Source organism: Pirellulales bacterium (genome assembly GCA_019636335.1).
GTDB lineage: Bacteria > Planctomycetota > Planctomycetia > Pirellulales > JAEUIK01 > JAHBXR01.
The window spans coordinates 65094-86939 of record JAHBXR010000021.1; the positions used below are offsets into that span (position 1 = coordinate 65094).

The window sequence follows — 21846 nt, forward strand, 5'->3', positions numbered from 1 at the left end:
AACCTCCCCTCAGGGTAAAAAGAGGGTTGATTCCCGAAATCAATCGGATGACTATTGTCGTATAGAACCGCGAAATCAGCCTTTCTCATGGGCATTATTGGGGTCACCTTAGGCCGAGCAAAAACGGCCTTCTCGGGGGAAAAGGATTGATGCTATTTAGCAAACGACGTCGATGCCGCTCCACGCCCAGCCGCGCTTTGGGGCTTGGATTTCGTTCCCGCCACATTTCTTGCGAGCCGCTCGAAGAGCGCCGGCTGCTGTCGACCTCGCCGGGAAATCCCGAGCAAATCACGCAGGTGGGCAACGAGCTTTTCTTCGTCGCGCAGTCTCTGCCCACGTTCGAGCGAATGCTGTGGAAGACCGACGGCACCGCGGAGGGCACCGTCATCGTCAAGGACCTGACGCCGACGGTGACCAACGCCGAAATCAGCGAGTTGACGAACGTCAACGGCGTGCTCTTTTTCCGCGCGAAGGTTGGCGCCACCGGCTCGGAGTTGTGGAAGACGGATGGGACCGCCACCGGAACCGTGATGGTGAAGAACATCCAGGCGGACAACGGGATCTATCCGGGTTCGGAACCTAGCCAACTGACGAACGTCAATGGCATGCTGTACTTCAAAGCCTTCGACGAGGTTCATGGCACCGAGCTGTGGAAGAGCGACGGCACCGTGGCGGGAACCGTGCGGGTCAAGGACATTCGGCCCGGCACGGATAGCTCGAGCATCGACGACATGACGAACGTCGGCGGCACGCTGTTCTTTTCGGCCAACAGTGGCGTGCCTGGGCACGAGCTGTGGAAGAGCGACGGCACGGAAACCGGCACGGTATTGGTGCAAGTGTTCAACGATGGTCAATCGCACGGCCTCGGAAAATTCACGGTCGCTAGTGGCGAGCTGTACTTCGCCGAAACTCGCTGGACCGAGGCGGGGGACCGCCTGTGGAAGAGCGATGGCACCGTGGATAATGCCGAAATCATGTTGGCTTCGCAGCCTGAGTATTCCATCCAGGAGTTGGTCGAGGTCGATGGAATCGTGTACTTCGGCTACGGCCGCGTGCTCACGAATCACACGGATCTTTGGAAGTCGGATGGCACCGCCGTGGGAACCGAGCTCGTCAAGTTTGGGGTCACGACGATTGCGGGCAGCTCGATCTCGGGGATGACGAATGTCAGTGGCACCCTCTTTTTTTCAGCCCCGGCTCCCTCCAACGGTATTCCCAACTACGAGCTCTGGAAGAGCGACGGCACCGAGGCAGGCACGGTCGTCGTCAAGGATATCGCCGTCACGGAAGTCTCTCCGGGCATTATTTCCTCACACCCCAGAAACCTGGTCAATGTCGGCGGCGTGTTGTACTTCACGGCGAACGACGGCACGCACGGTCGCGAGCTGTGGAAGTCCGATGGCTCCGAAACGGGCACTGTGATGGTGAAGGACCTGAGCCCGGGAACGACCGGCGATGGTCCTTACGGGCTGACCAACTTCAACGGCACCCTGTTTTTCACGGGGTTCACAGATAATAACGCGGGCCTGCGCACGCTATGGAAGACGGACGGCACGGCCGGGGGCACGGTGCTCGTGCGGCCGCCGGGCACGGTGTCGCTGCCCTTTGGCGATGACTTTAATCGCGCGCCAGGCACTGACCTGGGCATCTACTGGGTCGAGACCGACGGCGATCTCGGCATGACGAACGGCAAAATGGTGTTGTATCAGAACACCGAATCGACCGCCGTCTTGAATGGCCTGACGGCAGCCGACGTCACGGTCAGTGGCAACGTCGATCTGAGCGATGCCGAAGCAGGACGTAGCGTCGGCTTCATCATCCGCTCGCAAGGTCCCGACGACACGAATGCCTATTGGGGCATCTTCTACAAGTCGGACAGCGGCTACGCGATCCAGATCTATAAGAACATCGGCGGGGCGACCACGCCGTTGCGCAGCATCAGTGTCGGCTCGATCTCATCGGGCAATCTGCGCTTCGAAGTCTACGGCTCGACGTTGAACCTTTACTTTGAAAACTTCCTGGTCACCACGGTAATCGATACCTCGCTGACGGTCGCGGGACGCGTGGGCGTGCGTCAGACGGGGGGCAAGCTGGACAACTTTGCCGCCATCGTCGCGACGCCACTCCCTTCGTCCAACGCCGTGCTGCCGTTCGGAGATTCGTTCGACCGCGCGCCTGGTGGCTTCCTCGGCCCCTTCTGGACCGAGCACACCGGCGACGCAGGCATCAACAACGACGTGATGACACAGTTTGCCAACGACACCGCGATCGCGACGGTCAATGGCATCTTCGAGGAAAACGTCTCGATCGCCGCCAACATCAATGTCTCGACGACGCCAGCGCAATACAGTACAGGCCTGATCGCGCGTTACACGGGACCGGGCGACAGCGATTTCTACATGGCGCGCCTGTTCCACTCCGATGCGGGCAGCTTCGCCGCACAGATCTGGAAGAACGTAGGGGGGGTCTATACGCCGCTGCGCAGCGTGACCGTGGCAAGCGGACAGGGAGACTTGCGTTTCAACGTCGTCGGCAATCAGTTGTCGCTGTACTTCAACAATCAATTGGTGACGGGCGTGATCGACAATTCGATCACGGCCCCCGGTGGTGTGGGGGTGCGCCTGGCAGGCGGCTCTCTCGACAACTTCACAGTCACCGAGTTGGCCCTGCCGCCGGTCTCGAATGCCACGCTCCCCTTTGCCGATGGCTTTAATGGGCCAAACACGTCTTCCCTCGGCGCCTTCTGGACCGAACGAGTGGGGGATCTCGGCCGGGTAAATAATCAATTGGCGCTCCTCTCGGGCGAAACGTCGGTGGCGACCGTGAACGGTCTTTCCCTGACCGACGTGGAGATCTCGGCCGTGGTCACTCCCATCGCCGGCGCGAGTGCCGGCGTCCTGGCACGCTACTCGGGGCCGGGGGACTCGAATGGCTATCTCGCCCTGCTGCAACGGGTCGGCAGCAACTCCGTCGCCGCCCAGATCTGGAAGAACACGGGTTCCGGCTGGGTGAACATCGCCCACTCCGAATACACGCCCGTGTCGATCACCAGCACGTCGATACGCTTTGTGCTTCTGGGTAACCAATTGAAGCTGTTCGCCGGCGGCAATCTGTTGTGCGACATCATCGACAACGACATCGCCGGTCCCGGTCTGATTGGCGTGCGCATGTCGGGCGGCACGCTCGACAACTTCGTCGCCACCAACGTCTTCTAACGGTTTGCGTCCCCACGACCATCGCGATTCCTTCCCGCACGCGAGGTACAAGTTGCCTCGCGTGCGTTTTTTTTTGGCGATGGAGCGGGATGTCTTGGGGTTCGTCGTCGGGCGTATCGTCTGTTCACTAGCGGGTACGATGCCTGGCAGACGACAATCAGGGTTTTCTCACCGGCAGGCAGGGCTCGCAGAGAGGTGGCGGTCGTGGAACTGGGCGATTGGCGATTGGATACGGTGAGCGGCGGGCGTTTGCGGCTCGACGGGGGAGCGATGTTCGGCATCGTGCCACGCCCGCTGTGGGAGCAGGTCTCTCCGCCCGACGAACGCCATCGCATACGGATGGCCACCAACTGTCTGTTGGCGCGCAACGGCCGGCATACCGTACTCATCGAGACCGGGCCCGGCAGTAAACAGAGCGCGCGCGAACGGGACCAGTTGGCGCTCGAGCCAGGCGAGCCGCTGGTCGAGAATCTTGCCGCCTTGGGCGTCTCGGTCGACGAGATCAACACGGTGATCCTGACGCACCTGCACTTCGATCATAGCGGCGGAGCTACCCGGCGCGACTCGCGAGGCCACATCGTGCCCACGTTTCCGCGGGCCACTTATGTCGTGCAGCGAGCCGAATGGGAAGATGCGACCAGTGGCGCGCCCGAGTTGCGCAATGCCTATCCGCAAGAGAACTTCGCGGTGCTGGCCGATGCCGGACGCCTGGCACTCGTCGATGGCGATTCGCCGATCGTGCCGGGGATTTCCGCTCTCGTCACGAGCGGACATACCCGGGGACATCAATCGGTATTGATCGAGACCTCGGCCGGCACGGCGATTTATCTGGCCGATCTCTGCCCGACCACGCACCATCTGCGAACGTACTGGTGCATGGCCTACGACACGTCGGTGCTCGATACACGACGGCGCAAGCCACAGGTCCTGGGCCGAGCCGCCGACGAAGGCTGGCACGTCCTCTGGGGGCACGATCCCGACGTGGCGATCAGTCGCCTGGTGCGCGACGAGAAACGCGAATTCGCGATCGTCGAGCCGCGACCCGCGGTCTGACAACGCCGGCGACACGAGAATTCCGTTATTCCAATCCCTTGGCGGCCAGCCAGCGTTCGGCGTCGAGCGCGGCCATGCAGCCGGTGCCGGCGGCGGTGATAGCCTGGCGATAGTAGTCGTCCGCCACATCTCCCGCGGCGAAGACCCCTTCAACGCTCGTATAGGTGCGCGGGGGCGATACCCACTTGATGTACTGCTTGTCGTTCATCGCCAGCTTGCCTTTGAGGAAAGCGGTATTGGGCGTGTGGCCGATGGCGAGGAACACGCCCGTGGCCTCCAGCTCGCGCGACGAATTGTCGACCGTGCTGCGCAAACGGACGCCGGTCACACCTTGCTTCTCGTTGCCGAGCACTTCATCGAGTGCGCTATTCCACTCGATGGCGATCTTTTCGTTCTCGAGGGCCCGGGCGGCCATGATCTTCGAGGCGCGGAGTTCATCGCGGCGGTGTACGAGATGTACCCGGCTGGCAAACTTGGCCAGGTAGGTGGCCTCTTCGACGGCGGAGTCCCCCCCGCCGACGACAAAGAGCGGCTTGTTGCGGAAGCGGGGCAGGGCACCGTCACAGACAGCACAGGCACTGACGCCATGATTCTTGTAGCGATCCTCCGAGGGCAGGCCCAAATAATTCGCGCGGGCACCAGTGGCGATGATCACCGTGAGGGCTTCGGTCACCTCGCCGCTCGAGGCCGTCAGGCGGAAGGGGTGGCGATCGAAATCGACGTCGACGATATCGTCGGTGACGATCCGGGTACCGAAGTTCGTGGCCTGCTGGCGCATGAGCTCCATGAGCTCGGGACCGCTGACGCCCTCCTTCTGGTGCGGGGCCATGATGCCACGCCGGTCGGCCGCGATCGAGTGATCGAGATAAGCGCTTAAATCGCCGGCTGGAAAGCCAGGATAATTCTCGACCTCGGTCGTCAGCGCAAGCTGCCCCAGCGGGAGCGTGCCCGCGATGCGGTTGGCCTCGGTAATGGCACCCTCGAAGACGAGGGGCTTCAGCGCTGCACGAGCTGCATAGATGGCGGCCGTCCAACCCGACGGTCCGCTGCCGATGATGACCACTTTCTCTGTCACGAGAGCGAGCCCTTTCCATGACATCGCCGATACCGGACCGGCTGTGCTTCACCATGTCGCACGGCGGTGCTCGGTTAGGAACTGGCAAATTATAGGGATTGGTCCGCGCCCGTCTATGAGCCAGCGAGTGTGCGACGGGGACCTTGCAGCACGAGGCGCGGCGCCCTAGGCGTCCGCGTCGGCGGGCAAAGTCTGCTTGGGGCGTCTCCCGATTCTGGCAGTGGCCCACGCAAGGCGGGTTTTCCTCCGGCGCAAGTGCTGGCCGGGGCAGTGCTTTCGGACCTTCGATTTGTGGCTTGCCCCAATTCGTGGGAAACGTATGGTTCCCATGGTAGCCGGGAGAGTCCGGCCGCTCGTAACCGACTTCCAGCGATCGTGTTGCGTACGGAGTAAAGAGGCTTGCCAAGACGCCACCGATTCGCGCTGTGCCGTGGACGGGGCATGCTCTCGCGGAAATCGAGCAAAGGAAGCACATGATGGCCACCACGACGACGAACGAGCTTTGGCTGGGCCGCCACTTCATCGACGGTGCGTGGCACGATGCCGGTGGAGAACGGTTCGAGAACTATTGCCCGGCACACTTCGAGCTGATCCTGGGGACCTATCCGCGTGGCTCTCGGGAAGAAGTGGAAGCCGCCGTGGCGGCCGCGCGGCGGGCCTTTGGACCGTGGCGCCGCACGAGCCAGATCAAGCGGGGCGAGCTGTTTCTGCGTCTGGCCGAGCTCGTTCGACGCGACGTTGACGAGCTGGCGGCGATCGTGGCCCGCGAAAGTGGCAAGATCCTGAACGAAGCCCGGGCCGAAGTGGTCGAAGGGCTGCACATGATCGAGTACGTGGCCGGCACGGCCCGGCAGCCGGTGGGACAGATCGTGGCCTCGGAGATCGAGGCTAAGGATCTGTACGTGCGACGGAAGCCGCGCGGCGTGGTGGCCGTCATTACGCCGTGGAACTTCCCCTTCGCCGTGCCCCTGTGGATGCTCGGGCCCAGCCTGGTCGAAGGAAACACGACCGTCTTCAAGCCGTCGGAAGAGACGCCCGAGATCGGCGCCCGGCTGATCGCCTTGTTCGCGGAAGCCGGTTTCCCGGCGGGTACCATCAACCTGGTGCATGGCCTGGGAGAGGAAGCGGGGGATGCCCTTGCCCGCCATCCGCAGGTCGACGTGGTGGCCTTTACCGGCAGTTACGACGTCGGTTCGCACATTCGCCGGCTGGCGGCCGAATCGGACCATAAGACCTGCGCCTGCGAGATGGGCTCGAAGAGCGCCGTCATCGTCTGTAAGGATGCAGAGCTGGAGCTTGCCTGCGATGCAGCCGTATTGAGCGCTTTTAAGACAAGTGGGCAGCGCTGCGTGTCGGGCAGTCGCATGATCGTGCATCGCGAGTTGCTCGATCGCTTTGTCGATGGTTTTGTCGATCGGGCGAAGCGTCTGTGCTTTGGCGATCCCTTCGACGCGAAATCATTCAGCGGCCCGCTCATCAATAAGGCAGCCGTCGACAAAGTCGCGCGCTACAACGATCTGGCCCGGACCGAAGGGGCCGAGATCCTGCTTGACGGCGGCCGGATCATGGACGACGAGCACTCGTTGGGACATTACCTGTCGCCGTTCATCTACCAGCAAGAGCACCGGCCAGGCTTGCGGACGATTCGCGAAGAAGTCTTTGGGCCGCACGTCGCGGTGATTCCCTTTTCCGACGACGACGAGGCGGTGCAGATCTACAACGACACGCCTTATGGCCTGTCGATGGCGGTGATTACTCGCGACTTCCGCCGTTGGCGCTACTACCGCGATGAATGCGACTATGGCATGGGCTACGTGAACCTGCCGTGCATCGGTGCCGAGGTCCACGTGCCCTTTGGCGGGGTGAAACGCAGCGGCAACGGGCAACCTTCGGCGGCGGCGCTGGTCGATGCCGTGACACATCGCACGGCGTTCACCGTGAATCACGATACGCACATCACGATGGCACAAGGCATGAGTGCCAAAGTGGAATAAGGGAGGCGCCGATGTCCGCTCCGAAATCGCACGATACGCAAGCAGGGATCGAACCGATGGCCACAGTCTATAACATGCCTCTGCAAGAGGCGCCCCACCTGGTGACACCGCTCCCCGGCCCAAAGGCGGCTGCCTGGGTGGCGCGCGATCGGGCCGTGCTTTCGCCTTCGTACACGCGTGACTATCCGCTCGTGGCGCGGCGAGGATGGGGCTGCGCCATCGAAGACGTCGACGGTAACGTGTTTCTCGATTTCACGGCTGGCCTGGCGGTGACGTCGACGGGGCACGCTCATCCCGAGGTGGTAGCGGCCATCACCGAACAGGCCAACCGGCTGCTGCACATGTCGGGCACCGATTTCTATTACCCCGCCGAGGTCGAACTGGCCGAACGACTCGTCAAGCTCGCCCCAGGAACCAGCCCCAAAAAAGTATTCTTCACGAACAGCGGCACCGAGTCGGTCGAGGCGGCGATGAAGCTGGCCATGTACCACACGGGCCGCAAGCGTTTCCTGGCCTTTCAAGGGGCGTTTCATGGCCGGACGCTGGGCTCCCTTTCGTTGTGTGCTTCGAAGGCGGTCCACCGCCGGGGTTACGCCCCGCTCTTGCCGGGCACGCACTGGGTAAACTACGACTGCCCGCGCAGCGAGATCGAGAAACTCTTTGCGACGGTGGCGCCGCCGGAAGAAGTGGCGGCTATCTTCGTCGAGCCGGTACAGGGAGAAGGCGGTTACCGGGTGCCGAGTCCCGAGTTCTTGCCCATGCTACGCGATCTGTGCGACGAGCATGGCATTCTGCTGGCGGCCGATGAGGTGCAAACGGGCATCGGCCGCACGGGGCGCATGTTCGCGCTCGAGCATTTCGGCGTCGAGCCCGATCTGCTCTGCTTGGCGAAGGGTTTAGCGAGCGGCATGCCGATCGGGGCCATGATCGCGCGCGAGCGGCTGATGAACTGGCCCCCGGGAAGTCACGCCTCGACGTTCGGCGGCAACCCGGTCTGCGCTGCGGCGGCCCTGGCCACGCTCGAACTGATCGAGCGAGAGTACCTCGACAACGCGCGCCAGCGTGGCGAGCAACTCAAGGCGGGGCTCGATCAACTGGCCGAGGCGCATGCTCATCTGAACGACGTTCGCGGCTTGGGGCTGATGGTGGCCGTCGACGTGGTGGCCGCTGGTGCTCCCTGCCCGCAACGTCGCGATGCAATCATCCAAGCGGCCTTCAAGCGAGGCCTGCTGCTGGTCGGCTGTGGCAAGTCGGCGGTACGGTTCTGCCCGGGCTTGTGCGTCACCTCGCACCAGATCGCCACGGGCCTGCGTATTTTTGCCCAGATCTGCAGCGAATAACCCTTCGGGCAGGCTACGGCGCCTTGTCGGTGGGGCCCAAGACCTCGATGGCCTTGTGTCCTTTGAAAGAACCGGGCTTGGCGCGGAACTTCGCCGCGCCTTCGACCAGCACCTCGATCGGCGAACGGATGTCTTTCTCGGTGGTGATAACATCACCAACGCGCAAACCGATCAGTTCGCGTGCCGTGAGATGAGTCTCGGCCAGTTGCACGACGATATTCACGAGCGATCCGTGCAGATTCTGTGAGAGCTGCTTGATGCTCTCGGCATTCGACGTGCGGCGGCCGTAGGCGGTCCAACTGTTCGATGTCAGCCGGCTGCTGATGCGCTCGATGGCGTTGTAGGGAATGCAGAGGTTCATCATGCCGCGCAGCTCGCCCAGCGTGAGCTCGAAACTGATGAGCACGACCACCTCGTTCGGCGGCACGATCTGCACAAGTTGCGGGTTGCTCTCGACGCGGACGACCGAGAGAGTCAACTCGAGCACGTTCTCCCAGGCGCGGCGCATCTCGGCCAGGAACAAGCTCGTAATGCGGGAGACCAGCCGTAGCTCGATTTCGGTCAGCGGGCGGCGAGCCAGCGGCGCGCTCTCTTTGCTGCCACCTAGCAGACGATCGATGATCGGATAGAGGATCGACGGGTTGATGTCGAGAATCAGGTTGCCTTCGAGCGGCTCGGCCTTCAGCAGGTTGAAGCAGGTGGGATTCTCGAGACTGAAGACAAACTCGCTGTAGGTGAGCTGATCGACGCTCGTCAGCTTGACCTCGACGATGCTGCGCAGCAATGTCGAGAGCTGTGCTCCAAAATTGCGACCGAAGCCCTCGTAGAGGGTCTGCAAGGCGCGCATCTGGTCCTTGCCGACGCGCTCGGGACGCTTGAAATCGTAGGCGGTGACCTTTTCGCGCGGGCGTCCGGCATCGGAGCGCGAGCCACCACGCTGGCCGCCTGGCGAGGGGGCGCTATCGAGCGAAGAGAGCAGGCTTTCGACCTCAGCCTGGCTGAGTATCTCTCCAGACATCCATGTCTCCCAGCGAAGGGTAACGCTACTGGCGAATCTGACCGTCTCCGACGATCACATACTTGTAGCTGGTAAGCTCTTTCAGACCGCACGGCCCGCGGGCGTGGAACTTGTCGGTGCTGATGCCGATCTCGGCCCCCAGCCCGATGCAGCCCCCGTCGTTGAAGCGTGTGCTGGCATTTACGACCACGGCCGAGCTATCGACCCGGGCGGTAAATCGCCGGGCGGCGACTTCGTCGCGCGTGATGATGGCATCCGTATGGTGCGAACCGTAGCGGTTGATGCGTTCGATGGCCTCGTCGAGCGAGGCGACGACGTTGGCCGAAATAATGGGGGCCAGATACTCGGCCCCCCAGTCCTCCTCGGTCGCCTCGACGGCGCCCGGCACGAGCTCGCAGACGCGCTCATCGCCTCGAATCTCGACACCGCGGGCGGCCAGGGCCGCGCCGATGCGGGGCAGGAACTCGGCCGCCACGTCCGCATGCACCAACAGCGATTCGGCCGCGTTGCAGACCCCCATCCGCTGGCACTTGGCGTTGATCGCAATGGTCTCGGCCATGTCGAGATCGGCCGCACGATCGACGTAGAGGTGGCAATTGCCAGTGAAATGCTTGATGACCGGCATGCGTGCTTCGGCCGCCACGCGGCGAATCAGTCCCTCGCCTCCACGGGGAATGGCGAGATCGATGTACTGGTCGAGCCCCAGGAAGTGCCCGACGGCTGCGCGGTCGGTCGTCTCGACGAGTTGCACGGCATCGACGGGCAACCCGGTCTCGACGAGCGCCTCGCGCAGCAACTCGGCCAGCGCCTGGTTCGAATGCCGCGCCTCTTTGCCGCCGCGCAGAATCACGGCGTTGCCGCTCTTCACGCAGATGGCCGCGGCATCGATCGTCACGTTGGGACGAGACTCGTAGATGAAGAACACCACGCCGAGGGGCACCCGGATCTTGTCGACCCGCAGACCGTTCGGCCGCGTCGAAGTTTCGATCACTTCGCCGACGGGATCGGCCAGCGTGGCGACCTCTTCGACCGCGGCGGCCAAATCTTCGAGACGAGCGGGAGTCAGCCGCAGACGATCGATCTGCGCATCGGTCAGGCCATTGGCCCGCGCGTCGGCAAGATCGCGCTCGTTGGCGGCGATGAGGTCGGCGTGACGTTCGCGTAGCAAGCGGGCGGAGCGGGCGAGCCATTGCTGCTTCTGCTCCGTCGGGACGGTCCCCAACTCGAACGAGGCACGGTGTGCCCGCTGGGCGGTCTCGACACAATAGCGACGCAGATCGTTGGTCTCGGCAATGGCCATGCTAGCTCGCGATCGATAACGGCTGGCTGGCCGCTGCAAATGGTTTCGTATTCATGGCTTAAACAAATTCGGGACGCGGCGTTTTTCGCACGAAAAATGCCGCGAAGGCCACCGCGCAAGTATCGCTCAACCCCCAGGGAGAGTCAACGTCGGTCGTGTAGTCGCAGCATGCTTCCGGCGGTGCGCTATCAGCGGCAAACCGCGCCGGCACGCGACCTTTTGCTCGCTGAAGGTCGACTCCGAGAGAACCGACATTGACCCAGGTTGGGGAATGTTCTATTTCCTTCGCCGCATTCGCGCCAGCCGACGCAGAGCGAACGGCTGCGCGCTCACGTCTTGAAACGCCAGGTTCCTGGTACATGGTCACCATGCAAGTCGCCGATCAGCTTGCGCTCGCCGCAAGCCCGACACGCTGCGCGCCCCCACGGTTCGGGTGGGGAGCCTGGCTTGCGCCCTGTTTGTTGCTCTGCCTGGCTGGCTGTGCCGCCTCGGGCAATGTGGCGCTGCGTTCGGTGCCGAAGAACCCCCTGACCGAGCGGCTCCTCATCTCGGCCAAAGGCTACGCCGAACCGAGCGATCGGACCGCGCAATTGCTGCGCAAATACGATCTGGCGGGAACGCTCAAGGAAAGCCCGCGCGAGACGTTGGTCGGGCTGCGCACAGTGACGCAGGAGGAGCCTTCGGCCGAGAAGCTCTATGCCTTTGCCGAGTTATCCTACCTGGCGGGCAAGCGCGTTCAGGCCGTGAATCAACAGGAGGCGCTCGACCTCTACTCGGCGGCGGTGGCGCACGCCTACCTGTACCTGTTCGACGATCGCGTTGGCTACGGACGCAACCCGTACGATCCGCAATTCCGCGGCGCGTGCGATCTGTACAACGGCGCCCTCGAAGACGCGCTGCGCATCGTCTCGAAGAAGCAGGGCATTACGCCGGGCGCCACGCATTCGCTCACCATCGCTGGCAGCACCTGGGATTTATCCGTCGTTTCGCGCAGCAAGGCATGGCACGACACAGATTTTGAGCGATTCGAGTTCGTCTCCGATTACGAGATTCGCGGCCTGACGAACCGCTATCAGACGCACGGGCTGGGTGTGCCGTTGATCGCCGTGCGCAAACCGCACAAGGGCGCGCATGCGGCGGAAGACTACTACCCGCCTGGCCTGAGCTTTCCGGTCACGGCCTTCCTCCGCGTGATGCCCCCCGTGGCAGACGCTTCGGCCGCCGGAGGCGTGCGCCGTCAGGCGTTGCTCGAGCTGTACGACCCGCTGACCTCGACCGATATCAACGTCGCGGGCGCCCGGGTACCGTTGGAGAGCGATCTGAGCACGCCGCTGGCGTACTTCCTCGACCGGCCCGAGTTTGTCGATACGTCGACCATCGGATTATTGTCGCCAGCCGAGAGCCAGGAGACGCGCGGGCTGAAGATGGTGCAGCCCTATCAGCCGGGCAAGATCCCGGTGATCCTGGTGCATGGCCTGTGGTCGAGCCCGATCACCTGGATGGAGATGTTCAACGACCTGCGCAGCGATCCGCTCATCCGCGCGCACTACCAATTCTGGTTCTATCAATATCCGTCGGGGCAGCCATTTTGGATCAGTGCGACGCAGTTCCGGGCCGACCTGTGGGGGGCGCGCGAGAAGCTCGACCCCGCGCACCGCGAACCGGCGCTCGACCAGATGATTCTGGTAGGGCACAGCATGGGTGGTCTGGTGTCGAAGATGCAGACCGTCGAGAGTGCCGATGCGTTCTGGCGGATCGTGTCGGACCGCCCCTTCACCGATTTGAAGGCCGATCCGGCCACGCGCACCGAGCTCGAACGACTGTTCTTCTTCCATCCGAATCCTTCGGTGCGGCGCGTCGTCACGATCGGCACGCCCCATCGTGGCAGCCAGTTCGCCAACGCCACGACGCGTTATCTGGGGCACAAGCTGATCTCGCTACCGCAGATGATGGTGGCGCAAACGCAGACGTTGTATCGCGAAAACTCCGACCTCTTCCGCGATGCAAGCCTGCTGACGATGACGACCAGCATCGATTCGCTCGCGCCCGATTCACCCGTGTTGCCCGTGCTGCTAACGTCTCCCCAAGCCCCTTGGGTGCGCTATCACAACATCGTGGGCGTGGTCGAAGACACGGGCTGGAAGGGGCGGTTCGCCGGCCGCGGCGATGGCATCGTGGACTTCTCGAGTGCCCATCTCGACAACGTCGAGAGCGAGATCGCGGTGAATGCCGATCATCTCACGGTGCATCGGCATCCGCGCAGCGTGCTCGAAGTGCGCCGCATTCTGCTCGAGCAGCACGCCGAGTTGCATCCGGCACGGCCGCCGGGACCGCGCTTGTACCAGGCGACGGCGCCGCCGAACGTGGGTCCGCACCTTCCACCGGGTGCGCCCACCACGCCCCCCTGGCCGGCGGATCGGGCCGCGACTAGCGATCCGGCGGCTGGCTGGCCAACTGCACCAGTGCCTCGCGGACCCGGCTGATCTGCTCGGCATCGACCGTCAGGTAGCGGTGGCGCCCGCCTGCTTTTGGCTCGAAGTGGGTGACGCCCTGCGCATCGGTCGTGATTTGACCCGGTTGCGAAAGCCCGAAGTAACCGCGTTCGGGGCGCACCGCGTACAGCACCGACGTGAGATCCCACGTCTCACGGTCGTAGGGCATCCGCAGGTAGAGCGTATACGCCTCCTGCACGGGATGATGCTCGACGTAGTTGAAGTCCTGCTCGATGCTCGCCGCGGGGTATTTAATCGCCAGACCGATCTCGAAGCCGCTGGCGACGATCTCCGTCGGCCAATCGGCAAAGACCTTGGCCGCCGAGGGAAGATCGATATGGACGTTGTATTCCTTCTGCCGCGGATCGGTGAACATACCGGCCATCATCGAAAGCAGGCGGACGCGCTCGGCGACGAGCTCGCGTCCCGAGAGTGGCGAGTACGAGTCGGGACCGCTCTCGAGCAGCCGGGCCAGGTTCGTCGAAAAACCGACCACCACGAGCACGACCGATTTCTCGGGCGAGGAAGCCAGCAATTGACGCAGGAGGGAGACCGCTTCGGGCGCGTCCTCGCCCCGTAGCAGGTCGTGCGGGTAGCGCTGCCGGTCGCCATCGTGCGCTTGAGAGACCTGGCGAACGAACTGGCCGTCCTCCTTCTCCTTGCCGTCATGCACCATGCCGATGGGGATCTCGCCGCGACCGTAGAATTCATTGACCGCGTCGATGAAGGGGGCACAGTAGGCGTTGTCCTTGCTGATGGTCACGCCGAGCAACTGGCACTCGCCGCGCGACTGCAAGGCATGCAGGACCGAAAGGGCGAGCGCATCGTCGATATCGTTGCCCATGTCGGTGTCGAAGATGATGCGCACCGGCTCGGGTCGATCCGCATCGGTCGCGCGCAGCGAGCTTCCCGATGTCGTCATCAGCCAGCCAGCGACCAGCGCCCCGGCCGCGTTCATCCAGCGTGCTCGCCGCGTCATTCGATCACCAGCTTGTCGAGATCGGACGCGGGGGGCGGGAATTTCGGATCCATCTTCTCGAGGGCCTCGCGGAGCAGCTTGCTGATGACGAAATTGCGATACCATTTGCGATTCGCCGGAACAATGTGCCAGGGTGCGTAATCCGTGTTGCAGTGGGTGAGGGCGTCCTCGTAGGCCCGCTGGTAGTCGTCCCACAGCTTGCGCTCGGCCACGTCGGCCGGGCTGAGCTTCCAGCGTTTCTTGGCATCGTGCAGACGCTCTTCCAGGCGCTCTTTTTGTTCGTCCTTGCTGATGTGCAGGAAGATCTTGATGATCGTCGTGCCCCCGTCGACGAGAAACCGCTCGAAACCGTTGATCGTGTCGTAGCGTTTTTCCCACACGTCCTGCGGCACCAGATTGTGGACGCGCACGACGAGCACGTCTTCGTAGTGCGAACGATTGAAGATGCCGATATTGCCCTTGGCGGGCACGGCCTTGTGAATGCGCCAGAGAAAGTCGTGATCGAGCTCCTCGGCGCTCGGCTGCTTGAAGGGTTTGACCTGGCAGCTTTGCGGGCTGACGCCGCGCATGACGTGGCGGATGGTGCCGTCCTTGCCGGCGGTGTCCATGCCTTGCAGCACGATAAGCAGGGCGCGACGATTCTCGGCATACAGCCGATAGGCGAGATCGGTCATCGCCGAGACGCTGGCCTCGGTCTCGGCCTCGGCGGCCTCGCGAGAATCGACGCCGTTCTTGAAACTGGCGTCAAAATCGGCAAGGCGGATCTTGTGGCCGGGCTTGACGGTGATCGGCTGCGACATGGCGAGTCCTGAGTGGCGTGCAGAAATCCTCTCGCGGCGCGAGACGCGCCGCGGTTGGGCACCACTCTAGGCGGCTCGGTGCGAAAATGCAAAATGCCGGCCGCCGCGACGCAGTACAGGGTGGCGCCTGGCGTCGCGACGGCACGGCGAGGGAGGAGCGTTGCTGCGATCAGAGTTCGCTGGAATCAGCGAGGGAAGTGTCGAGCGAATCGTTCACGAAAGGATGCTGGAAAAGTCGTCCGAGAGCGGTCCGTGGCGGATTTAGCCGCGGCGACCGACGAGACCTCGCATGGCCAAGGGCCCCATCGTAGCCGAGGGACGCATTGTCGGAGCTGCGCTAGGCTCGACCACGGTCACTCGTTCGGCTCCATAGCCACGTCGCTCGTTGCCGAGTCGCGGGGTCATGGCGTCGACCGCCTCGCGAGGATGGATGCGGTTGACCTTCGAACCGGTTCGCGGCGTGCTGCTGGCGGCATCGGTCTTGGGTCCGCGACGACCGGCAGCCCGCACGACGAGGGCCGGCACCACTTCTTCGGCCGACTCTTCGGTTTCGTCGATCGTCTCTTCGAGCATGGGCAACTCGGCACGGACGACACGCACCTCTCGCGGGGCCTCGATGCCGACACGAACCGATTTTCCGGAGACACGCAGGATGGTGATCGTGATCTCGTTTCCAACGCGAATCTGCTCCTTCAGCTTCCGTGTCAGCACCAACATGGCTTTCTCCTTGGCATCTGCCTGCGTCGGCAGGCTTTGTTTGATTTCCCATCGTTGTCGCCTGCGTGGGACAACGGAATTCTTCTATTGCAGGAGGCGTGCCAATCGAATTTCCGCCCGCGCGGAATAGTCCGCATCCATGGATGCGATATAGACTTACGACGAATAAAAAACATGGACACCAGTGCGCTACTGTGCGCATGTTTACAAGTGCTTGGAAAGGCTACAAACTGGCCTTGTAGCGTCTGTCCGAGAGGGCCACTAGCGGTGGTGGCTCAGGCGCGTTTCTTCGCGCGGTGGGCGATCTGGTCGCGCAATTGGGCGGCCAACTCGTACTGCTCGCGCGAGATGGCGTCGGCCAGTCGTTCCGAGAGGGTCTGACCGACGTTGTATTGGTCGCGGAGCGATTCACGCAGCTCGACCAGCCGGGCGACCATCTCGTCTTCCTCGAAGGGCTCTTCGGCGTCGGCGTCGGCGTAGATTTCGCGCAGGCGATCGAGCCCGGTGTTCAGCGTCTCGATCGCCGGCTCCGGCCCGCGTTCTTCGAGCTCGGCCAGGGCCGCGGCCTGCGTGCGGTGGAAGAGGATAAACGGGCGGTATTGCTCGTGCGATTCGGTCCATTCGTCCGCGGGGGAGCAACTACGGACGAAGTCCATGAAGGCGAGATTGTGATCGGCATCGCGGACAGCGTGCTCGTATTCGCGCAGCGCCAGCCAGCAGATGCGACGATGGTAGAACTGCACGAGCTCTCGATCCACCTCGTTGCACTGCTCTTCGGTGAGGGTGAAGCCATCTCCCTCGTGGATCGCCAGGGCGAGCAGATAGTCGAAGTAGGTTTCGGCGCCGCCGGGACGCTGACCATCGGGGCGATGAGTCGTTTCGAGTTGCATGACCCCCAACTCGACCCGCATCTGCAGGACCTCGCGACCGTCGTGTGCCTCGACCAGCCGGACGCTGATTTCGCCTGGCTCGTGGGGCCAATCGCGGAGCACGTGATCGATATCTTGTCGCGGGGGACGTTTCGCCATTACTATTTCCTGGACGTCGCCGCCGGGCCAGCCCTTCACGTCGCTAGCAGCGGCCTTACCTCCACCCGATTATACGCAGCTGGGAAAGTGGCGACACCCAGGGAGCAAGGGTTGGGGAGTTTCTACGGTCTGCGACGTCTGACCGAAGCCCGGCTTTGCGGTGCCGAGGCACGGTTCTGGGCTTGGGAACCTGCACGGAGAATCTGCGATCGCGCCGGGGTGGTCGTGTCTGGCCAGATTGTCTGGCTGGTTTGCCAACCCGAAGCGTCAGGAACCAATCCCAAGCGCGAAGCGTCAGCAAGGGGATTCCTAGAAAGAACGTCGATCGAAGCGCTCCCTCGCTCACGCTTCGGGTTACGATTCCGCGAAAAGCACAATTTCAAAAACTCACGCTTCGAGTTTCTCTTGTCGGCGCCTTCGGCCGCCATAGAATCTTACCACACACGGGTGGTCGAGGTGCTCGACGCCACAGGGCAGGGGGGTTACCGTAGCAGCGACATGTCGCTCGAAGAGACCCCCATCCTGCGCCGCCTGCTCGTGCCCTATCGGCCCCGGCCCACGGCACGTACGTTCGACGCGCGGGCGCAGACGCAATCGCAGGATGGTCTCGACATAACGGTGGCCGTGCTCGACAGCAAGGAAAGCCGGCACTATTTCGGCGTCCCCATGGCGCGGCGCGGCATTCAGCCCTTGTGGCTGCGCGTGGTCAACCGCGCCGAGGGCCCCTACCGGGTCAACCTGGTGGGGATCGACCCGAATTATTTCTCCGCGCACGAGGCCTCGGCGGCGAATCACTTTTCGAGCGGCAAGCGGATCCTCGGCTTCGGCGCCGCGGCGCTGCTCGTGTTCTTCCCGCTCATCTGGCTGCTGCCCTTCAAGCTCTTCGGCGCGTGGCGGGCGAATCGCCAGATGGACGACTACTTTCACGAACACGCCTTTCGCTTGCGCCCCGTCGAACCGGGCGAGACGTCGGAGGGGTTTGTCTTCACCTCCCTCGATATCGGCAACAAGATCATCCACGTACGACTGCTCGGGATCGAGGACACGCGCGAGTTCGTCTTTTCGGTGCCCGTGCCGGGGCTCGACGCCGACTACGCGCGGCGGGCGTTTCAGGATCTCTACCCAGCGGAGCAGCAAATCGAGTGCGACGAACTGTCGCTGGGACATCACCTGGCCGAGGCGCCGGCGACCACGCTCAACGGTCGCGGCACACGTTTCGGCGATCCGGTAAACCTGGTGATCGTGGGAGAGTTCCCCACGGTGGTGAGCGCCTTCGGCGCACGCTGGGACGAGACCGAGGTGATTACGCTGGCGACGTGCTGGAAGACGGCACGAGCGTTCTTGACCGGCTCCGAATATCGCTACTCGCCCGTGAGCCCATTGCACCTCTACGGACGCATCCAGGACTTTGCCTTGCAGCGTGTGCGCAAATCGATCAACGAGCGGCTGCACATGCGGTTGTGGGCCACGCCGTTGCGACTCGGGGGACAGCCGGTCTGGGTCGGCCAGGTCAGCCGCGACATGGGCGTACGCCTGACCTGGCGGACCTGGAACCTGACGACCCACCGGATCGATCCCGATATCGACGAAGCTCGCGACTATGTGCTCGAAGACCTGTTTCAGGCGGGACGCCTCAAGTTGGCGGGCTACGTCACACGGCAGGATGCCGTGCCGGGAGAAATCCGCCGCCGCAACCTGACTGGGGATCCCTATTTCACCGACGGCAAGCTGGCCGTGATGGTGGTTTCGCCCACGCGAACCACGGCGCGATTCGTAGCCTGGGAATAGATCGCGGATTTCGCCCGCGAGATGGAAACGGTCTGTCGGCCGCACTATCCTGGTCGGCGCGGCCGCAGGGCGTCACTCTCGCCCGCCGCACACCTCATCCCCCCAGGCCACGACCATGAAATTCTGGCTCACCTGCCTCTCCGTTGGCTGTATCGCATGGAGCGTCTGGCCGGTGACGTCGATCGCGGCCGGCTTGTTACGTGCCGGTGTGGCCAAGGTCGAGATCACCGACCGTGCGGCGGGACCGGTCCACGATCCGCTCTACGTCAAGGCGCTCGTGCTCGAGAACAACTCGACGCGAGCCGTGCTGATCACGCTCGACGCGGTGGCCATCGCCGAGATCGGCACCATTCCGAACAGCTATCTGGGAGACGTGCGCGCCCGGCTGGAGAAAGAGCTGGGCATCGCGCCGGCGAGCGTCCTCGTCAACGCGAGTCATTGCCACGGCATCGTCTGCGCCGACGTGGTCGAGAGAACCTTTGCCGCGGTGAAAGAGGCCGTGGCGGGACTCGTGCCCGTGAGAGTGGGAGCAGGCGTCGGACACGAAGACCGCATCATGGAGAACCGGCGTCTCAAGATGAAGGACGGTCGCGAAGTCGACGTGCGCCATGCGTACTCGCTGCCGCCGGATGACGAAGTCGCGGCCGTGGGGCCCGTCGATCCTGAGATCGGGATATTGCGACTCGATCGTCGCGACGGTCGCCCGCTGGCGGTGGTGTATAACTTCGCCTGCCATCCGATTCAAAGCGTGCCGAACGGGGGCAATACGGCCGACATGAGCGGTTTCGCCTCGCGCGTCATCGAACAGAATCTGGCCGAGGACACGATCGCGCTGTACGTGCAGGGGTGCGGCGGCGACATCAATCCGATCTGGTACAAAGACGTCGATCGCCCGCGCGACGGCGAACCGTTGGGCAACCTGCTCGGCCTGAACACGCTGCAAGCGGTTCGCAAGATCGAATGCCGAGACGACGACCGGCTGGCCATTCGCAACGAGGTGCTCGAATTGCCGCGCGCCAACACGGCCGAGCGGATCGTCGCGCTCGAGAGCGAGTCGCAACGGTTGCTTCGCTCGTTGCAGGGAACGCACCTGAATCTGAAGACGTTTCTCCCCCTGGCGGTGAAGTATGGCTGGTCGGAGGATTATCCCTCCTCTGCCGCGCATCGCTACTTGCGCGACGAGGCCGCCGGCCGAGACGACTTGCGCAAGCTCGACGCGACGAACCGCGCTTATCTCAAGCAGTACATCCACAACATCCACGTCATGGAGGAGTTGACCCGCATTCAGACGAATCTAGCCCTGCTGCGCAAGCATCAGGCGACGAATCTCGCGGCGTCGAAGCGCACGCTCGAGGCCGAACTGGTCGGCCTGCGCGTGGGAGACTTCATCCTGCTGGCGTTTCCGGGCGAGTTGGTCGTCGAGATCGGGTTGAATCTCAAAGCAGCGTCGCCGCACGTGTACACGTTCGTCGCTGGCTACTCGAACGGCTACATCTATTACGCCCCCACGACAGAGCAACTACTGAACGCTGGCGCCGCGCAAGAAGACAGCGAATGCCTGCTGGCGCCACACTGGCAGAAGATCTTCGAAACGCGGGCCGTGGAAATGCTCGGCAAACTCTAGCAACCTGTAGAATTCTTCCACTGGCTGCTAGCCTAGGCAGGCGATCTGAGATCGGCGTGCCTCGCGGCGCATCGCGTTTAGAAGATGGAATCAACCGTCCGTTTCTACCCCACGTCAGAAGGCTGCTCCACCATGCTATGCCGAGTCTCGCTTCTCTCGCTCTGCCTGGTTCTGCTCGCCTTCCCCTGGGGCCATTTGCTGGGGGACGATACGACAAGTCCCTCGAAGCTGCCGGCCTCGACTCCCTGGAACCTCGAAAAGCTGTCTCAGCCCCCCGAGTTCTATTGGGTCGACGACGCGGGGCCGGTGCGATCGTTGTTCTACGTCGGCGAGTGGTACAACGGCATCCCGACGCGCGTCTTCGCCTACTATGCCACGCCCGGCACCTTGGCGGGCGATACCTCGCAAGACAAGAATCTGCCGGCGGTCGTGCTGGTGCATGGCGGCGGCGGCACGGCGTTTCGCGAATGGGCCGAGTTGTGGGCCAAGCGCGGCTATGCGGCCATCGCCATGGACTTGTCGGGACATCGACCGATCGAGAACACCAACCCACACTCGCCCGAGAATCGCGTGCGGCACTCCGGCGCGGGGCCCGATCAAGGTGACGATGAAAAGTTCGGCAGCATCGCCAAGCCGGTCGAAGAGCAATGGCCCTATCATGCCGTGGCCAACGTGATTCGCGCGCATTCGCTCGTGCGCAGCTTTCCTGAAGTGGATCCCGAGCGAACCGCGATCACGGGCATTAGTTGGGGCGGATATCTCACTTGCATGGTCGCGGGGGTCGACTCGCGATTTCGCGTGGCGGTGCCGGTTTACGGCTGTGGCTTCCTGGCCGAGAGCAGCGTGTGGCACGATCGCATGGCCCAGATGTCGTCGGAAGATCGCGAGCGTTGGACGACGCTCTGGGATCCGGCGCAATACCTGCCCAGCGTGTCGATGCCGATCTTGTTCATGAACGGCACGAACGACGGAGCCTACTTTCTCGACAGCTATCAGAAGAGCTACGACCTGGTGCCGGCGCCAAAACAGATTCGTGTGACGGTGAACATGCCTCACAGTCATCCCGACGGTTGGGCGCCCCAGGAGATCGGGCTGTTCGTTGACCAGTATCTGCGCGGTAGCACTCCGCTGCCGAAGGTGGATGCTCCCCGACGTGACGGAGAGCAAGTGGTGGTCCCCTACTCGAGCGCACTTCCTCTCAAGACGGCAGAGATTCATTGGACGACCGAAAGTGGCCCGATCAATCGTCGCAAGTGGGAATCGCAGCCGGGGACGATCGAAACCGACAAGGTGACCACACCCGCGCCACCGGCGGAGGCGACCGTGTGGTTCGTCACAGTGACCGACGAACGGAAAGCGACGGTCAGCACCGAGGTGCAGTTCGCCCTAGCGCCGGCCCCCTAGAGCGCTGGATTGCCGGGAA

General features: G+C 63.2%; 15 protein-coding genes. 8 read left to right on the forward strand and 7 right to left on the reverse strand.

Going from position 1 to position 21846, the window contains the following annotated elements; genetic code table 11:
* The first annotated feature begins 149 nt into the window (after window positions 1-149).
* Both KF708_18850 and KF708_18855 read left to right on the forward strand, forming a co-directional pair.
* Window positions 150-3215: a hypothetical protein gene (locus KF708_18850; GenBank protein MBX3414754.1), complete on the forward strand. Its 3066-nt coding sequence runs from the start codon at window positions 150-152 to the stop codon at window positions 3213-3215.
* A gap of 204 nt (window positions 3216-3419) precedes the next feature.
* Window positions 3420-4268 (forward strand): MBL fold metallo-hydrolase, encoded by an 849-nt coding sequence (locus tag KF708_18855; GenBank protein ID MBX3414755.1) that lies wholly within the window; start codon window positions 3420-3422, stop codon window positions 4266-4268.
* A gap of 25 nt (window positions 4269-4293) precedes the next feature.
* Here KF708_18855 and KF708_18860 read toward each other — a convergent pair whose 3' ends face one another.
* On the reverse strand, window positions 4294-5367 hold the full coding sequence (locus KF708_18860) for an FAD-dependent oxidoreductase (protein MBX3414756.1): 1074 nt from the start codon (window positions 5365-5367) through the stop codon (window positions 4294-4296).
* Between the two features lie 449 nt (window positions 5368-5816).
* On the opposite strand from KF708_18860, the gene KF708_18865 reads away from it, so the two are divergent.
* Both KF708_18865 and KF708_18870 read left to right on the forward strand, forming a co-directional pair.
* Complete coding sequence (locus KF708_18865) at window positions 5817-7337, forward strand: aldehyde dehydrogenase family protein (protein ID MBX3414757.1); 1521 nt, start codon at window positions 5817-5819, stop codon at window positions 7335-7337.
* Between the two features lie 56 nt (window positions 7338-7393).
* A complete protein-coding gene (locus KF708_18870) occupies window positions 7394-8677 on the forward strand; it encodes an acetyl ornithine aminotransferase family protein (protein MBX3414758.1) in 1284 nt (427 codons plus the stop codon).
* Window positions 8678-8690: 13 nt separating this feature from the next.
* On the opposite strand, the gene fliM is transcribed toward KF708_18870, so the two are convergent.
* Both fliM and KF708_18880 read right to left on the reverse strand, forming a co-directional pair.
* The gene (gene fliM / locus KF708_18875; GenBank protein MBX3414759.1) at window positions 8691-9695 is read right to left on the reverse strand and encodes a flagellar motor switch protein FliM; all 1005 of its coding nucleotides are present in this window, start codon (window positions 9693-9695) and stop codon (window positions 8691-8693) included.
* Between the two features lie 25 nt (window positions 9696-9720).
* Entirely contained in the window at window positions 9721-10995 is a 1275-nt protein-coding gene (locus KF708_18880) for a glutamate-5-semialdehyde dehydrogenase (protein ID MBX3414760.1), read from the reverse strand.
* 359 nt (window positions 10996-11354) lie between these two features.
* Between KF708_18880 and KF708_18885 the strand changes: the two genes are divergently transcribed.
* Entirely contained in the window at window positions 11355-13478 is a 2124-nt protein-coding gene (locus tag KF708_18885; protein ID MBX3414761.1) for a hypothetical protein, read from the forward strand.
* Here the strand turns inward: KF708_18885 and KF708_18890 are convergent.
* From KF708_18890 to KF708_18905, 4 genes are all read right to left on the reverse strand, one after another.
* On the reverse strand, window positions 13423-14466 hold the full coding sequence (locus tag KF708_18890) for a nucleoside hydrolase (protein MBX3414762.1): 1044 nt from the start codon (window positions 14464-14466) through the stop codon (window positions 13423-13425). The genes KF708_18885 and KF708_18890 overlap by 56 nt on opposite strands.
* Window positions 14463-15266 carry a polyphosphate kinase 2 family protein gene (locus tag KF708_18895; GenBank protein MBX3414763.1) on the reverse strand — a complete coding sequence of 268 codons (804 nt, stop codon included), beginning with the start codon at window positions 15264-15266 and terminating at the stop codon, window positions 14463-14465. Before KF708_18895 ends, KF708_18890 begins: the two co-directional genes overlap by 4 nt.
* 261 nt (window positions 15267-15527) lie before the next feature.
* On the reverse strand, window positions 15528-15983 hold the full coding sequence (locus KF708_18900; GenBank protein MBX3414764.1) for a carbon storage regulator: 456 nt from the start codon (window positions 15981-15983) through the stop codon (window positions 15528-15530).
* 275 nt (window positions 15984-16258) lie between these two features.
* A complete protein-coding gene (locus KF708_18905; GenBank protein ID MBX3414765.1) occupies window positions 16259-17011 on the reverse strand; it encodes a UvrB/UvrC motif-containing protein in 753 nt (250 codons plus the stop codon).
* Window positions 17012-17467: 456 nt separating this feature from the next.
* On the opposite strand from KF708_18905, the gene KF708_18910 reads away from it, so the two are divergent.
* The 3 genes from KF708_18910 to KF708_18920 all read left to right on the forward strand — a co-directional run bounded on the left by KF708_18910 (window position 17468) and on the right by KF708_18920 (window position 21827).
* Window positions 17468-18799: an LssY C-terminal domain-containing protein gene (locus tag KF708_18910; protein ID MBX3414766.1), complete on the forward strand. Its 1332-nt coding sequence runs from the start codon at window positions 17468-17470 to the stop codon at window positions 18797-18799.
* Window positions 18800-18914: 115 nt separating this feature from the next.
* Window positions 18915-20423, forward strand: a complete 1509-nt coding sequence (locus KF708_18915; protein MBX3414767.1) for a hypothetical protein — start codon at window positions 18915-18917, stop codon at window positions 20421-20423.
* A 132-nt stretch (window positions 20424-20555) separates the two neighbouring features.
* Window positions 20556-21827, forward strand: a complete 1272-nt coding sequence (locus KF708_18920; protein MBX3414768.1) for an alpha/beta fold hydrolase — start codon at window positions 20556-20558, stop codon at window positions 21825-21827.
* Window positions 21828-21846 lie beyond the last annotated feature (19 nt).

Bases quoted from the DNA above. Each gene is read 5' to 3' on its own strand.
- KF708_18850 (MBX3414754.1), top strand. From the start codon at position 150: ATGCTATTTAGCAAACGACGTCGATGCCGCTCCACGCCCAGCCGCGCT.
- KF708_18860 (MBX3414756.1), bottom strand. From the start codon at position 5,367: ATGTCATGGAAAGGGCTCGCTCTCGTGACAGAGAAAGTGGTCATCATC.
- KF708_18865 (MBX3414757.1), top strand. From the start codon at position 5,817: ATGATGGCCACCACGACGACGAACGAGCTTTGGCTGGGCCGCCACTTC.
- KF708_18870 (MBX3414758.1), top strand. From the start codon at position 7,394: ATGGCCACAGTCTATAACATGCCTCTGCAAGAGGCGCCCCACCTGGTG.
- fliM (MBX3414759.1), bottom strand. From the start codon at position 9,695: ATGTCTGGAGAGATACTCAGCCAGGCTGAGGTCGAAAGCCTGCTCTCT.
- KF708_18880 (MBX3414760.1), bottom strand. From the start codon at position 10,995: ATGGCCATTGCCGAGACCAACGATCTGCGTCGCTATTGTGTCGAGACC.
- KF708_18885 (MBX3414761.1), top strand. From the start codon at position 11,355: ATGGTCACCATGCAAGTCGCCGATCAGCTTGCGCTCGCCGCAAGCCCG.
- KF708_18890 (MBX3414762.1), bottom strand. From the start codon at position 14,466: ATGACGCGGCGAGCACGCTGGATGAACGCGGCCGGGGCGCTGGTCGCT.
- KF708_18895 (MBX3414763.1), bottom strand. From the start codon at position 15,266: ATGTCGCAGCCGATCACCGTCAAGCCCGGCCACAAGATCCGCCTTGCC.
- KF708_18900 (MBX3414764.1), bottom strand. From the start codon at position 15,983: ATGTTGGTGCTGACACGGAAGCTGAAGGAGCAGATTCGCGTTGGAAAC.
- KF708_18905 (MBX3414765.1), bottom strand. From the start codon at position 17,011: ATGGCGAAACGTCCCCCGCGACAAGATATCGATCACGTGCTCCGCGAT.
- KF708_18915 (MBX3414767.1), top strand. From the start codon at position 18,915: ATGAAATTCTGGCTCACCTGCCTCTCCGTTGGCTGTATCGCATGGAGC.
- KF708_18920 (MBX3414768.1), top strand. From the start codon at position 20,556: ATGCTATGCCGAGTCTCGCTTCTCTCGCTCTGCCTGGTTCTGCTCGCC.